General features: G+C 57.0%; 16 protein-coding genes. 11 read left to right on the forward strand and 5 right to left on the reverse strand.

Annotated elements, in window-relative coordinates; all coding sequences use genetic code 11:
• Positions 1–105 precede the first annotated feature (105 nt).
• Positions 106–966 (forward strand): DMT family transporter, encoded by an 861-nt coding sequence (locus OSH09_RS06425; RefSeq protein WP_266120476.1) that lies wholly within the window; start codon positions 106–108, stop codon positions 964–966.
• A gap of 4 nt (positions 967–970) precedes the next feature.
• Here the strand turns inward: OSH09_RS06425 and OSH09_RS06430 are convergent, their stop codons facing one another.
• The 3 genes from OSH09_RS06430 to OSH09_RS06440 form a co-directional block, all read right to left on the reverse strand.
• Positions 971–2,041 carry a tartrate dehydrogenase gene (locus OSH09_RS06430; protein ID WP_266120477.1) on the reverse strand — a complete coding sequence of 357 codons (1,071 nt, stop codon included), beginning with the start codon at positions 2,039–2,041 and terminating at the stop codon, positions 971–973.
• Positions 2,042–2,170: 129 nt separating this feature from the next.
• Entirely contained in the window at positions 2,171–3,109 is a 939-nt protein-coding gene (locus OSH09_RS06435) for a 2-hydroxyacid dehydrogenase (RefSeq protein ID WP_207875300.1), read from the reverse strand.
• The gene (locus OSH09_RS06440) at positions 3,109–4,614 is read right to left on the reverse strand and encodes a helicase HerA-like C-terminal domain-containing protein (protein ID WP_266120478.1); all 1,506 of its coding nucleotides are present in this window, start codon (positions 4,612–4,614) and stop codon (positions 3,109–3,111) included. The genes OSH09_RS06435 and OSH09_RS06440 overlap by 1 nt, the downstream gene beginning before the upstream one ends.
• A gap of 139 nt (positions 4,615–4,753) precedes the next feature.
• Here OSH09_RS06440 and OSH09_RS06445 point away from each other — a divergent pair, with 139 nt between their 5' ends.
• The 10 genes from OSH09_RS06445 to OSH09_RS06490 all read left to right on the forward strand — a co-directional run bounded on the left by OSH09_RS06445 (position 4,754) and on the right by OSH09_RS06490 (position 12,175).
• Positions 4,754–5,485: a YebC/PmpR family DNA-binding transcriptional regulator gene (locus tag OSH09_RS06445; RefSeq protein ID WP_207875302.1), complete on the forward strand. Its 732-nt coding sequence runs from the start codon at positions 4,754–4,756 to the stop codon at positions 5,483–5,485.
• 47 nt (positions 5,486–5,532) lie between these two features.
• Positions 5,533–6,822, forward strand: a complete 1,290-nt coding sequence (purD, locus tag OSH09_RS06450) for a phosphoribosylamine--glycine ligase (protein WP_207875303.1) — start codon at positions 5,533–5,535, stop codon at positions 6,820–6,822.
• A gap of 21 nt (positions 6,823–6,843) precedes the next feature.
• Complete coding sequence (gene hemF, locus OSH09_RS06455) at positions 6,844–7,749, forward strand: oxygen-dependent coproporphyrinogen oxidase (RefSeq protein WP_266120479.1); 906 nt, start codon at positions 6,844–6,846, stop codon at positions 7,747–7,749.
• Positions 7,740–8,357 (forward strand): nicotinate (nicotinamide) nucleotide adenylyltransferase, encoded by a 618-nt coding sequence (gene nadD, locus OSH09_RS06460; RefSeq protein ID WP_266120480.1) that lies wholly within the window; start codon positions 7,740–7,742, stop codon positions 8,355–8,357. Before hemF ends, nadD begins: the two co-directional genes overlap by 10 nt.
• Positions 8,358–8,365: 8 nt before the next feature.
• A complete protein-coding gene (gene rsfS / locus OSH09_RS06465) occupies positions 8,366–8,770 on the forward strand; it encodes a ribosome silencing factor (protein WP_207875306.1) in 405 nt (134 codons plus the stop codon).
• A 147-nt stretch (positions 8,771–8,917) separates the two neighbouring features.
• Positions 8,918–9,388, forward strand: a complete 471-nt coding sequence (rlmH, locus tag OSH09_RS06470; protein WP_009456141.1) for a 23S rRNA (pseudouridine(1915)-N(3))-methyltransferase RlmH — start codon at positions 8,918–8,920, stop codon at positions 9,386–9,388.
• Positions 9,389–9,413: 25 nt separating this feature from the next.
• Entirely contained in the window at positions 9,414–10,025 is a 612-nt protein-coding gene (locus OSH09_RS06475) for a Maf family protein (protein WP_266120481.1), read from the forward strand.
• Positions 10,026–10,175: 150 nt separating this feature from the next.
• Positions 10,176–10,949 (forward strand): thiol:disulfide interchange protein DsbG, encoded by a 774-nt coding sequence (gene dsbG, locus OSH09_RS06480; protein ID WP_266120482.1) that lies wholly within the window; start codon positions 10,176–10,178, stop codon positions 10,947–10,949.
• 20 nt (positions 10,950–10,969) lie between these two features.
• Positions 10,970–11,272 carry a DsrE family protein gene (locus OSH09_RS06485; protein ID WP_266120483.1) on the forward strand — a complete coding sequence of 101 codons (303 nt, stop codon included), beginning with the start codon at positions 10,970–10,972 and terminating at the stop codon, positions 11,270–11,272.
• A 132-nt stretch (positions 11,273–11,404) separates the two neighbouring features.
• Positions 11,405–12,175, forward strand: coding sequence for a MipA/OmpV family protein (locus tag OSH09_RS06490; protein ID WP_266120484.1), 771 nt, complete (start codon positions 11,405–11,407; stop codon positions 12,173–12,175).
• Between the two features lie 3 nt (positions 12,176–12,178).
• Here OSH09_RS06490 and OSH09_RS06495 read toward each other — a convergent pair whose 3' ends face one another.
• Together OSH09_RS06495 and OSH09_RS06500 are read right to left on the reverse strand one after the other, a co-directional pair.
• Positions 12,179–12,556, reverse strand: coding sequence for an SUI1 family translation initiation factor (locus OSH09_RS06495; protein WP_266120485.1), 378 nt, complete (start codon positions 12,554–12,556; stop codon positions 12,179–12,181).
• Between the two features lie 74 nt (positions 12,557–12,630).
• Positions 12,631–14,085, reverse strand: coding sequence for a YdgA family protein (locus OSH09_RS06500; protein WP_266120486.1), 1,455 nt, complete (start codon positions 14,083–14,085; stop codon positions 12,631–12,633).
• Positions 14,086–14,095: the final 10 nt, after the last annotated feature.

A 14,095-nucleotide genomic window follows, 5' to 3' on the forward strand; every position in this document is an offset into this window, starting at 1 on the left:
TGATGCCTTACGCGTATTGCCTGCCCGACCCCGCTGCCCTATCGCTGGCTGATATAAAGCACCAGAATAGCCTAAATTTGACTCTTTTTTCTCGGATCGCTTTCCATGACGCATGGACGTGCTCTGGCTGCCATTCATGTGGCCGCCGTTCTGTTCGGACTGACCGGCATTTTTGGTGAATTGATCCAGGTCGGCGCCATGCTGATCACGGCTGGCCGGGCCAGCTTTGCAGTCCTGGCCTTGTTCATCAGCATTCGCTCTCAAGGACGCAGCTTGCGCCAAGGCATGAAGGCAGCGGACTTTCGCACTCTGCTTCTGGCCTCCATCATGCTGGCCATTCACTGGGCCACTTTCTTTGTGGCCGTCAAAGTGGGCGGTGTGGCCATTGCCACCTTGGGTTTTGCCAGCTTCCCGGCCTTCATTACCTTGTGCGAATGGGCTGTGCTGCGCGAGCGCGTCACCGTCTCTGAATGGATCATTCTGGCACTGGTGACTTTTGGCTTGCTGCTGGTCACCCCTTCCTTCGACTTTCAGGATCAGTCCACCATTGGCCTGGCCTGGGCGATTGCCTCGGGCTTTACCTTTGCCATGTTCACACTGATCAATCGACGTGCAGCCAAACACCTGTCGGCGCAGCAAGTTGCCTGGTGGGAAAACCTGTTTGTGGCCCTGATGTGCTGGCCTTTTGCCCTGCCGCTGCTGGGCGATAGCACACTGGTGGACTGGGTCTGGATTGCACTGCTGGGGGTGTTTTGCACTGCCTTGTCGCACTACCTGCTGGTCTCTGCACTCAGCGTTCTGAATGCGCGCAGTGCCGGGATTGTGATCGCGCTTGAACCTGTCTATGCCATTGCCTTTGCGGCCCTGCTCTTTGCCCAATACCCCAGCAGCCGAGCGCTGCTGGGAGGGGCCATCATGATCGGCGCCATCACATGGGCGGGCCTGCGCCCACCCAAATCAAGCTAAGCGCTTAGGCCATCGCCTCCAGCACTTGGGCGATGGCTGCACCCACTTCTGTTGTGCTGGCCTGGCCGCCCAGGTCTGGTGTGCGTGGGCCATTGGCCAGAACCTGCTCAATGGCTTGCACCACTTCTGCGGCGGCTTGCGGGTAGCCCAGGAAATCCAGCATCAAAGCACCACTCCAGATCTGACCGACGGGGTTGGCAATGCCTTTGCCGTAGATATCCGGTGCCGAGCCGTGCACAGGCTCAAACAGGGATGGGAAGACTCGTTCCGGGTTCAGGTTGGCCGACGGTGCAATACCGATGGTGCCGGTGCAGGCCGGGCCCAGGTCAGACAGAATATCTCCGAACAAGTTGGAAGCCACCACCACATCGAACCAGTCCGGGTGCTGCACAAAGTGCGCGCACAGAATGTCGATGTGATATTTGTCCCACTTCACATCAGGATATTGCTCGCCCATTGCGGCCACGCGGGAATCCCACCAGGGCATGGAGATGGAAATACCGTTGGATTTGGTCGCAGCCGTGACGTGCTTGCCGCGCTTTTTAGCCAGCTCAAACGCAAACTTCAAGACACGATCAGTGCCAGTACGGGTGAAGACGCTTTCCTGAATGACCACTTCGCGCTGCGTGCCTTCAAACATGATGCCGCCGCTATTGGAGTACTCACCTTCGGTGTTCTCGCGCACGATGAAGAAATCAATATCACCTGGCTCACGACCTGCCAATGGCGAGCGCACGCCGGGCATCAAACGCACAGGGCGCAAGTTGATGTACTGATCGAATTCACGACGGAATTTGAACAGGGACTCCCACAGCGATACATGATCAGGCACCAGATCAGGCCAGCCCATCGCACCGAAGAGAATGGCCTCAGTATCCATCAATTGGGCTTTCCAGTCCGAGGGCATCATGGTGCCGTTTTTCTGGTAGTAATCCGAGCTCCAGTCCAGCACTTTCCAATCAAAATTGATGGCGTGACGACGAGCGGCCACTTCCAGAATACGCAGCCCCTCGGGCATGACTTCCTTGCCAATCCCGTCTCCCGCGATCACGGCAATACGATGCACTTTACTCATTCCTCTTTCCTTGTGGTTTTACATGGCCGCAACGGCCTTATTCTGACAAGACGCTGTTCCGCTCTCGAAACAGCAATTAGCCTGCCAGCTCCCCTCGGTGCTGGCAGGCGGGTTCAAACTTGAAAACGATTAATAACCCTGGCTGTGATTGACCCGTCCGGTCGCCGGTTTGCCTTCTTGCAAAAGCTCGATACGCGAACCAATTTGCTCCAGCGCCAGTTCACGCACGGTAATACCCGAGATATGAGGCGTAATCATCACTGAAGGGATACCCCAATAGGGGTGATCTGCTGGTAGCGGCTCTTGCGTAAAGGCATCCAGTAAAGCGCCTGACAGGTGGCCGCTCTTGAGGGCGTCCAGCACATCCGCATCGACCAGGTGACCACCACGAGCCACGTTGATCAAATAGCCACCAGGCTGCAAATTCGCAAGCACATCACGGTTGATCAAGCCTTCAGTCTGTGGTGTCAGCGGCAAGGCGTTGACCAGGATACGGCTGGCAGAGACGCACTCTTTCAAGCCCTCTTCACCGGCATAGCACGGGAAATCGGCTTCATGCAGACGACGCGACCAGCCGTGTACGGGATAGCCCAGACTGGCGATGACATTGGCAATCTTGCTACCAATCGCCCCCAGACCCAACACGGCAACCGGCCACTGACGGCGATCAATCGGGCGATAGGCTTTCCACTTGCCTTCGCGCGACTGCTCTTCATATGGCTGAAAACGGCCCACGGCACGCAGCACACCATACAAGGCATATTCGGCCATTTGCTCGGCCATGCCCGCGTCTTCCAGACGGTACAAAGGCATCTCGGCCGGGATGGTGCCCGCTACCGCGTCCACGCCTGCCCCTAGATTGAAGGTAGCGCGCAGCTTGGGTTCCTGCTTGAACAAGACCGTATCCGGCTGCCATACCACGGCGTAGGTCGCCCCTGTGCTGGGCTGACCCGGTACAAATTCGTCAACTGTCCAATCGGGATAGGCTTTGCGGAATTCGTCCGCCCAACGTGTCGTTTCTGATGGTCGTGCTGTGGCAACAATCAAATGAGGCAGTTGCGTGGGCATTAACGTTTTCCTCCAAATAAAGAACCCAATACCCCACGCAGCACTTTGGTGGCCGCCCGTTTGGTCTCGGTTTTAATCATGCTTTGCACCAGGCCATCTTTCTTGCCACCCCGCGGTCCTGTTGATCCAAAAAGAAAATCATTCACCACTCCCATCAGACCGTCATCTTTGCCAGCAGCAGCCGCTCCGGGCTGGGTAGCCCCTGCCGCACCGTTGGCAGCCGCATCTGTGGCTTTTTTAGCCAGCACCTCGTAGGCCGATTCGCGGTCAATGGACTGGTCGTACTTCAAGCCAAACAAGGAGGCTTGTCGCACCGCCTGTCGCTCCGCATCCGTCGCAGGGCCGATCCGGCTACCGGGAGCGACCAGCCAGGCACGTTCGGTAGGCGTCGGAATCCCTTTGGCATCCAGCATGGATACCAGGGCCTCGCCCACGCCCAGCTCGGTAATGGCGGCTTCAATATCCAGGCCCGGATTAGGGCGCATGGTTTGCGCGGCTGTCTTGACCGCTTTCTGATCGCGCGGTGTAAAGGCACGCAAGGCATGCTGCACACGGTTACCCAATTGACCCAGAACAGTGTCAGGAATATCCAGCGGGTTCTGCGTCACAAAGTAAATACCCACGCCTTTGGAGCGGATCAGGCGAACGACCTGCTCAACTTTCTCCAGCAAGGCTTTTGGTGCACCCGTAAACAATAAGTGGGCTTCATCAAAGAAGAAGACCAGACGGGGTTTATCCAGATCCCCCACCTCCGGCAGGCGTTCGTACAGATCAGCCAGCATCCACAACAAGAACACCGCATACAAACGGGGCGATTGCATCAGCTTGTCCGCGGCCAGCACGTTAATCGAGCCACGACCAGAAGCATCTGTGCGAATCCAGTCCATCACATCCAGAGCCGGTTCACCAAAAAAACGGTCCGCCCCCTGGGTTTCCAGACGTAGCAAGGCGCGTTGGATGGCCCCCACACTGGCTGCCGCAATATTGCCGTACTGATTCCGCAACTCGGCGGCACGGTCCGATACGTCTTGCAGCACGGCGCGCAAATCTTTCAGGTCCAGAATCAGTTGGCCTTCATCGTCCGCCAGGCGAAAGACAATATTCAGAATCCCTTCCTGCGTGTCGTTCAATTCCAGAATCTGGGACAGCAGCAAAGGCCCCATATCGGAGATAGTGGCGCGGACAGGATGGCCTTGTTCACCAAAAACGTCCCAGAAAGTAACTGGGTTCGCACCCCAGACCGGCTCGGGCAGGCCCAGTTTTTGCAGACGTTCCTGCAATTTGGGATTGGGCTGTGCTGCCTGGGAAATCCCGCTCAGATCCCCTTTGGCATCGGCCAGGAACACGGGCGTGCCCTGACGAGAGAAGGCTTCGGCCAGCACCTGTAAAGTGACGGTTTTACCCGTTCCTGTGGCACCCGTAATACACCCATGCCGGTTGGCCAGAGCAGGCAACAGGTAAATGGGAGTATTGCTGTTCTGAGCAAGCAAAATTGGATCGGCCATGATTGTTTGTTCTCTTCCAGATAGAATGCCAAGTGCCTAGATTCTAGCGACTTTCGCCCAAGCTCGGGCCTTGTCGTCCAGACAGGTTAAAATAGATCTGTTTTTCTTTGAACGTAGTCTACTGAATTGGTAATACTTTATGGCCGGACATAGTAAATGGGCGAATATTCAGCACCGTAAAGGTCGTCAAGACGCAAAACGGGGCAAACTTTGGACCAAGATCATTCGTGAGGTCACCGTGGCCGCACGTGCCGGAGGCCCTGACCCCGAGTCCAACCCACGTTTGCGCATGGCCTGGGACAAGGCAACCGCTGCCAATATGCCCAAAGACAACATTACCCGTGCCATCCAGCGCGGTGCAGGCGGTACCGACGATGCCAACTACGAAGAGATTCGCTATGAAGGCTATGGCGTGAACGGAGCAGCCGTGATCGTGGACTGCATGACCGATAACCGTCAGCGCACAGTCTCGGATGTACGACATGCCTTTACAAAAAATGGCGGCAATCTGGGTCTAGACGGCTCGGTGGTGTTTCAATTCCGCCACTGTGGGCAGTTCCTGTTCGCTCCGGGCACCTCGGAAGACACGATTATGGAAGTGGGCCTGGAAGCCGGTGCTGACGATATCGTCACCGATGAAGAAGGCCTGATCGAAGTCTTGTGCACACCCAGCGATTACCCCGCTGTACAAGCGGCGTTCCAGGCGGCCGGATTGACCCCTGAAGTGGAAGGCGTGGTCATGAAAGCCCTGAACGAGACCGAATTGAGCGGCGACGATGCCGTCAAAATGCAAAAACTTCTGGACGCACTGGAAGGCCTGGACGATGTCCAAGAGGTCTACACCACCGCCGTCATGGACGAAGCCGAATAACCTGTTTCTGAAAACTCCTCTTTGCGGGCCCTGCCCGACTCATCACTATGAAGCTACTTGTTGTCGGCAGCGGCGGCCGTGAACACGCCTTGGCATGGCGCCTGGCCCAATCTGCACGGGTGCAAACTGTTTATGTTGCCCCTGGCAATGGCGGTACAGCCCGTGCTGAACGCATTGAAAACCTGGCTATCACCGATATCCAGGAACTGATTGCCTTTGTGAAGCAAGAAAAAATTGCCTTCACCATTGTGGGCCCCGAAGCCCCTCTGGCCGCAGGCATTGTGGACGCCTTCCGTGCGGCCGGTCTGAAAATCTTTGGCCCTACCCAGGCAGCAGCACAACTGGAAAGCTCCAAAGACTACGCCAAAGCCTTTATGGTGCGTCACAACATCCCAACGGCGGCCTACGCCACCTTTACCGATCCGGACGCTGCCAAGGATTACATCCGTCAGCAAGGCGCGCCGATTGTGGTCAAGGCCGACGGTCTGGCAGCAGGCAAGGGTGTGATTGTGGCCACCACGCTGGAAGAAGCGCTGGGCGCCATTGACGACATTCTGGGTGATGGCCGCTTTGGTGCTGCCGGTGCCCGCGTGGTCGTGGAAGAATGCCTGACCGGCGAAGAAGCCAGCTTCATCGTCATGTGTGATGGCAAGAATGTTCTGCCCATGGCAACCAGCCAGGATCACAAACGCCTGAAAGACGGCGACCAGGGCCCGAACACAGGTGGCATGGGTGCCTACTCCCCCGCCCCTATCGTCAGCCCCACGCTGCACAACCGCATCATGCGCGAAGTCATTCACCCCACCATGCAAGGCATGGCCAAAGAAGGCTTGCCTTACTCGGGCTTTCTGTATGCTGGCGTGATGATTGACGACGGCCCGGACGCCACGCGCCCCATCAAGGTGCTGGAATTCAATTGCCGTATGGGCGACCCTGAAACCCAGCCCATCATGATGCGCATCAAAAGCGATCTGACCGAGACTTTCGAGCTGGCATTAGCTGGCAAGCTGGACGAGGCCACCATCGAATGGGATCGTCGCACCGCGATTGGCGTGGTACTGGCCGCAGCCAACTACCCCGAAGAGCCTCGTACCGGTGATGCCATCACGCAGTTTGCGAAAGACACCGACGAATGCATCACCTTCCATGCAGGCACTCAGATGAAAGAGGGCACCGTGGTAACCACAGGGGGTCGTGTACTGTGTGTCACCGCCATGGCCGACTCCATCCGTCGCGCTCAGGAAGCCGCTTACGAGGCCATTTCCCAAACGCACTTCGACGGCAAGCAGTTCCGCACCGATATTGGCTGGCGCGCTCTGCCCAGCAGTGAATCCTGATTGTCGCAGCAAGGTCTTTTCATGTCTTTACCCATTGATACCGTCCAGGCTTATTTCCGTCAGTTGCAAAGCCACATCGTGGACACACTTGAGCAACTGGATGGCACGCCTTTCGAGTCGGACCAGTGGGATCGTCCAGAAGGCGGTGGCGGTCTGTCCCGCCTGCTGGAGAACGGCCCCGTGTTCGAGCGGGCTGCCGTCCTGTTCAGCCATGTCAAAGGCAACACCCTGCCTCCTTCGGCCAGCGCTCACCGTCCTGAACTGGCCGGTCGCCCCTGGGAGGCCATGGGTGTTTCGCTGGTGATTCACCCGCGCAATCCCTTTGTACCCACCACGCACATGAACGTGCGCATGTTTGTGGCTCAAGCCCAAAAAGCCGACCAGGAAGATGTGTTCTGGTTTGGTGGCGGTCTGGACTTGACCCCTTACTACCTGGACGAAGCCGATGCCCGCCATTTCCACCAGGTTTGCCACGATGCTTTGGCTGCACACGGCGCAGATTACTACCCGCGCTACAAGCGCTGGTGCGACGAGTACTTCTACCTGAAGCATCGCAATGAAACCCGTGGCATTGGCGGTATTTTCTACGACGACCTGAACGAACCCGGCTTTGACGCCAGCTTTGCCCTGACCCGTTCGGTAGGCAACTCCTTTACCGATGCGTACGCACCGATTGTGCGCGCCCGCATGGACCAGGAGTACACCCAGGCGCATCGGGACTTCCAGGCTATTCGCCGTGGCCGCTATGTCGAGTTCAATCTGGTCTTTGATCGCGGCACCCTGTTTGGCCTGCAGTCGGGTGGGCGGACTGAATCCATTCTGTTGTCCATGCCCCCTCAGGCCAACTGGCGTTATAACTGGTCGCCCGAAACAGGCACACCCGAAGCGGCCTTGGCGCAATACCTGGTACCACGCGAATGGATTTAAAGCGTGTGGGGCTACTGGGTGGCAGTTTCGACCCTATCCACAAAGCCCATGTAGCGCTGGCCGTGGCCGCGTTTGAACAGCTCAAGCTGGACCAGGTGCAATTATTGCCCGCGGCCCAGCCCTGGCAGCGCAATACGCTGGGTGCCAGTACCGAGGACAGGCTCGCCATGGCAGAGCTGGCCGCCCAAAGCCACCCTGCCCTGGTGGTCAACCCGGTAGAAATCCTGCGCGGGGGACCCACCTACACCATAGACACGGTGCGCACCTTGCCTGCCGGGTCTCAGTACTACTGGATTTTAGGCAGCGACCAATTGCATAATTTTTGCAGTTGGAACGACTGGCAGGAAATCCTTGAATACGTCGAACTGGCTGTTGCCCAGCGTCCAGGCAATCCTCTGGAAACGCCCGCCGCCTTGCAACAGGAACTGCATCGACTTGAGCGCCGTTTACATCAGATCGACTTTCTGCCCATGGACATCTCGGCGACCCAAATTCGGGAGCGAGTGCAGCGCGGTGACAACATCACCCCCCTGGTCCCGGAAAAAGTCGCTCAATACATTGACAAAAACCGGCTCTATCTTTCCCACCCACAGGCGCGCCCTGTATAGTTCTTTTTATGAATATAGAAACACTTCAACGACTCGTCATCGATGCTCTCGAAGACGTCAAAGCTCAAGACATCAAGGTCTTTAGCACTACCCACATGACCGGCCTGTTCGATCGTGTGGTCATCGCCAGTGGTACATCCAACCGGCAAACCCGCGCTCTGGCCCAGAACGTGTTTGATAAGGCACGTCAACAGAAAGTCGAAGTCCTGGCCCATGAAGGCGAGGATACCGGCGAATGGGTCTTGCTGGATCTGGGCGATATCGTGGTGCATTGCATGCAGCCCGCTATCCGCCAGTACTACAACCTGGAAGAGCTGTGGGGCGAGCGCCCCGTCGACGTCGAACTGCTGCCGCAATCGCGTCAGGTTCCACCTGCAGGCTTTTTCGCCAGCGCCGACGAAGACGAAGACTAAGCGCTTTCTCTGCCCTGTCGGCAACACCCGGGCCGCCGCTTGTGATGCGGCCTTTTTTTTACCGCCGGGCCGCCCCAAGGTAAAAACGCCCCCCTGGGGGGCAGCAAGCCGAAGGCGCAGCGTGGAGGCTTTTTTTAGCGTTTTTTCATGAAACTCATTGTCATCGCGGTAGGTCAGCGCATGCCCGACTGGGTGGAACAAGGCTGGCAGGAATACGCACGCCGCATGCCCCAGGATTGCGCCATTGAGCTGCGCGAAATCAAGGCTGAACCCCGTACCAGCGGCAAGACGCCTGCCCAGATGATGCAGGCCGAAGCCAAGCGCATTGAAGCGGCGATTCCCGCCCAGGCGATGCGCATTGCCCTGGACGAACGCGGCAAGGACCTGACCACCGTCAAGCTGGCCCAGGAACTGGAACGCTGGCGTAGTAGCGGCCAGGACATTGCAATTTTGGTCGGTGGCCCGGACGGACTGGATGCCGCCTTGAAGCAAAGCTGCCACGGCATGCTGCGCCTGTCTTCCCTGACGCTGCCCCACCCCTTGGTCCGCATTTTTCTGGCCGAACAGCTTTACCGTGCCTGGTCCGTCATGACCGGACATCCGTATCACCGCGCCTGAACCCTTTTTGCCAGTCCTGTTTCTCATGTCTTTTCAGCCTATCTATCTGGCCTCCGCCAGCCCTCGACGCCACGATCTGCTCAACAGCATTCAAATCAGCCACGAGGTGCTGAATGTCCCCAGCCCTCCCGGCGAGGACGAGCCCCGTCTGGAACAGGAGGCCGTGCTGGACTATGTACGCCGCACTGCCCGTGACAAGCTGCTGCGCGCGCTGGAATGGCGTGCCCAGAACAGCAGCCTGGATCAGGAGCGCGCTATTTTGAGTGCAGATACAACCGTCTGCATGGGCGAAGACATTTTTGGCAAACCTGCGGATCAAGAAGACGCCGCACGCATCTTGCGTGAGCTCTCGGGTCGCCGTCACAAAGTCATGACGGCCTTGTCCTTGGGCGTAGGCGGGGTGGAATTTGAAAGCATCAGCATTAGCGAAGTCAGCTTCAAGACTCTGAACGAGCAGGAAATCGCAGAATACTGCGCCAGCGGTGAACCGATGGGCAAAGCCGGTGCTTATGGTATTCAAGGTTTGGGCGGGGCGTTTATCAGCCACTTGAGTGGCAGTTATACCGGTGTGATGGGTTTGCCTGTGCATGAAACCTACCGCTTGCTGGAACTGGCGAATCTGAAGATCCGCGCATAAGGCCAGTCCCAAGCGGAGAAACAGCCCGACCTGTACAAGAATGGGGAACTATCCGGTCACGGCCCAGTCCCATTCTTTTATTTCGTTTGGATCTTAGTATATATTTTCTGGATATATACACTTACCGACTGTTTTGCAGGATTAACCACCATGCCGCTTTCCTCTATTTCGATTCGTCTTGCCCTGGCCGGTTTACTGTGTGCCAGCACCCTGGCACAAGCCGCCGACCGCCCTGCTGCCCTGAAGGCGCTGGAAGAACAAGGGCTGTCTATTGTGGGCGAGTTCGATGCGCCCGGTGGCTTGAAAGCCTGGGGCGCCTATAGCGGCAATCGCGCCTTGGCCGTCTACAGCCTGCCCGACGGGCAACACATGATGGTCGGCACACTAATCGATGCCAAGGGCGAAGAAGTCCGCCCGGCCGGTCTGGACAAGCTGGTTCAACCCGCCATCGCCAAAGACATGCTGGGCAAGCTGGAACAATCCCGCTGGATCAAGGATGGCGACGACAAAGCCCCCCGCGTGGTCTACGTCTTTACGGACCCGAACTGCCCCTACTGCATGCAGTTCTGGCAAATGGCCCGCCCCTGGGTGGAGTCGGGCAAGGTACAACTGCGCCACATCATGGTGGGTATTCTGGCCCCCAGCAGCAGCCTTAAATCCGCTGCAATCCTGGCCGCCAAGAATCCTACCCAAGCCTTGAACGAACACTCCCTGGCCATGTTGAAAGATCGTAGTGCAGGCGTAAAAGGTCTGGACAGTGTGCCCAGCGACATCGAGGCCGACCTGACCCGCAACGAAGACCTGATGATGGGTTGGGATCTGCGCGCTACGCCCGCCATGGTCTGGCAGGACGAGCAAGGTCACATTCAAATGCAGACCGGCGCCTCGCCCGACATTACCGAACGCGTATTCGGCCCGCGCTAATTTCACCAGGAACACTATCCATGAGCCACTGCGTTCTCTTGCACGCCCCCACCCCTGATGCCCTGGACCGGGCCCGCAGCAATGCTCGCAATTTGCTCAAGGATATGCCTGATGCCCAGATCCGTATCATCGTCAATGCGCAGGCCGTCAAAGCCTGCGTAGAAGGCGCTGAACACGATTGTGACGGCTATACCTATCTGTGCCCCAATACGCTGCGCAATCAATCACTAAATGCGCCTGAACGCTTCCAGACACTGGAGCAAGGCGCCATCACGGCACTGGTGCAACTTCAGGCCGAAAACTGGATTTATATCCGCGCCTGATAGGGTGTAGGGTCAGAACAACAGACCATACTGGCCGGTCATGATTCTGCCTGCCCTGACCCAAACCTTGATACGATAGCTGGGCCCGCGACAAGCGGGCCTATTTCTACCCCGTATCACAAGGAATCTGTCATGCCCACCCTCTCCCGCGCTGCTCTGCGTCCCTGCTTATTGCTGGCTTTGTGTGCTTTAGGAAGCAGCCAGGCACTGGCACAGCAAACTACGATTGGTGTGGGTGTGGGCTTTGCTCCCAAATACGAAGGCGCTGACAGCTACGATGGCCGTTTCTACCCGCTGCTCTCGCACCGCAATGGCCATTTCTTCCTAGCCCCTAAAGCGGGCATGCCTGCCATTGGCCTGCAAACCAACCTGACCGACAACTGGACTATCGGCACCTACGCCGCCCTGGCCCGAGCCCGTAAATCCGGTGATGCTGACCGCTTGTACGGCACCGACGATATTGATCGTCACGGTAATCTGGGCGTCTTTACCGCCTACCAATTGGGCAATGCCAAGATCGAAGGCAGCTACTACCAAGCCCTGAAAAGCGGTTACGGTGCCACCGCCGTGCTGGATCTGAGCTACCGCCTCTGGAACAATCAGGACAGCAGCTTCTCCCTGGGCGCTGAACTGAAATGGTCCAACGAAAAAGCCATGCGCACCTACTTTGGTGTGAATTCGCACGAAGCAGCATCCAGCAATGGCCAACTACGCAGCTACCGTCCTGATTCCGGTCTGCGCTCCTACGCCCTGTACGGTCAATACACTCACAAACTGAGCGAGAGCTGGTCTCTGCAAGGTCTGCTGGGTGTGAACACGCTGGGGGAAGAAGCCAAGGACAGCCCGCTGGTCGAGAAAAATAGCAGCGTCTTTGGTGGCGTAGGCTTGGGCTACAGCTTCTAAAGCCTAGGGTCTGCCAACCCGCTTGACCGTCAAGCCGTTGTGTTCCAGGCGTGCCTGCACAACGGCTCGATGATCACCCTGGATCTCCAGCGTTCCTTCTTTTAGCGTCCCGCCCGCTCCACAGGCGTTTTTCAGCTCCTTGACCAAAGCCTTGAGCTGCTCTTCCGGCATGACCAGCCCCGCAACGACGGTCACCCCCTTCCCCTTGCGCCCCTTGGTTTCCAAGCTCAGACGCACTGGCCCTTGAACCTGGGACAAGCTTTCCTGACGGCGATTTTCCTCGCAACGGCATTGGTTCTGCGACTGCCCACAATCCGGGCACATACGCCCTTGCTCGGTGCTGTAGACCAATCGAGACAATTGATCCGATAAGCTGGCCATGGAATCTGGCTCCTTGAATAATAAAAAAGCCCACCGAACTCGGTGGGCTTTACGCTGGACAAAGCCCAGACGAATTACATCATGCCCATCAGGACCAGACCAAGCAATTGCTCGGAGGTAAAGCGCTGGCCGTTGATGTCGAATACACGGTCCTTGCCGTCGTACTTGATGGCAGTCGACACACCGTTTTCGTCATTCTTGAGCATCTTGGACTCAGCGTAAGGAGCCACAGCCGCATCCAGAATCATGTCCAGCATGGCGGCATTGCCTGCCTCAGCCGACGTACCTTCAGCCTTGTCCATTTCGGTAGCCAGGTCACGCAGCATGGGCTTGGAGATCAGCACATCCAGTTGAGCGGCAGGAATCGCTTCCACCCACAACTCTGGGCTTTCTTTCAGCTCTTGAAGGCTGGCGTTAGGTTTCTGGAAATCCATACGCAAGGTCGCTTTGGACTCACCAGCCGCGGTGTACCAGCGCAGTGGCTCAACGCGCAGAACAGGCTTGTTCTCCAGTGCTTGCAGAACCAGTTCCATCATTTTATCGGCGGTGGCCGAGTCTACGGAATCCAGATCGTTTTGCAGATTGGAATCAGACACCAGCTTGGACAGAGCAGAAATGGCAGGAGCAGACACGCGGTCAAAGCTCATGACCAGCTCGGCCGAACCCAGCTTGATCTTGTCTTCAAACACCAAATCGGACAATTGGTAGCTGATCTTGGTATCGCTGATGGAATCTTTGGTGACAGCGTCAGAGTTCAGTGCAATCTGCTTGAAGGTAATGCCATCGGTTTCAGCGGTTTGCATCTTGATGTTATCAACGCTCAGCTTGCCCACTTGGGTGCCGTTCACATTGATGTCACCGTTTTGCTTGAAGTCCACCATAAAGTTGGAGGCTTCCAGCTTCAAGGGATCTTCGCTGATGTCATCCACAAACAGCTTGGGGAAGCTGCCTGTCACAACAATATCTTTGCTCTTGCCACCGGCTTTGGTGCGCAACTGACCACCGCTGAAATCCACCTTGATTTCGTCGCCCTGGTGCTTGATGGCTTCAAAATGCATATTGGAATCGACGGCACCATCAAAACCCACCAGGCTGTCAGCCCACAGAGGGGTCTTGTCGCCGGTCAGCTTGAACCAGCCTTCCGTGTCCTTGGTCTTGACCAGAGTGCTGTGCGACAAAGCGGCAACGGGGGTGAAGTTACCCAGTGCCAATGCCGACATGGGCAGTGGACCGTGGCTGATCTTGTCCTCGAAGGTCAACTCCAGAGGTTTCTCTTGAGCGTCAGCCGGTTTAACGGTGATAGTGTAGCGAGCGGTAGAGGAAAATACGCCACGTTGGTAGTCAACCACGTTCATGACGACCGACTCGTTCATTCCCATTTGCTGCAATTGTTCTGCGGCCAAGGTATTGAACTCGGCCACTTTACCGGACACCAGCGCTTCTGTTTTCTTGCCGGTGTACCAGGTTGAACCACCATATACGGCCGCTAACACGACAACCAGTGTGACTAGCCCTGTACTTTTCTTCATGACTTCCCTT

Source organism: Alcaligenes parafaecalis (genome assembly GCF_026344135.1).
GTDB lineage: Bacteria > Pseudomonadota > Gammaproteobacteria > Burkholderiales > Burkholderiaceae_B > Alcaligenes > Alcaligenes parafaecalis.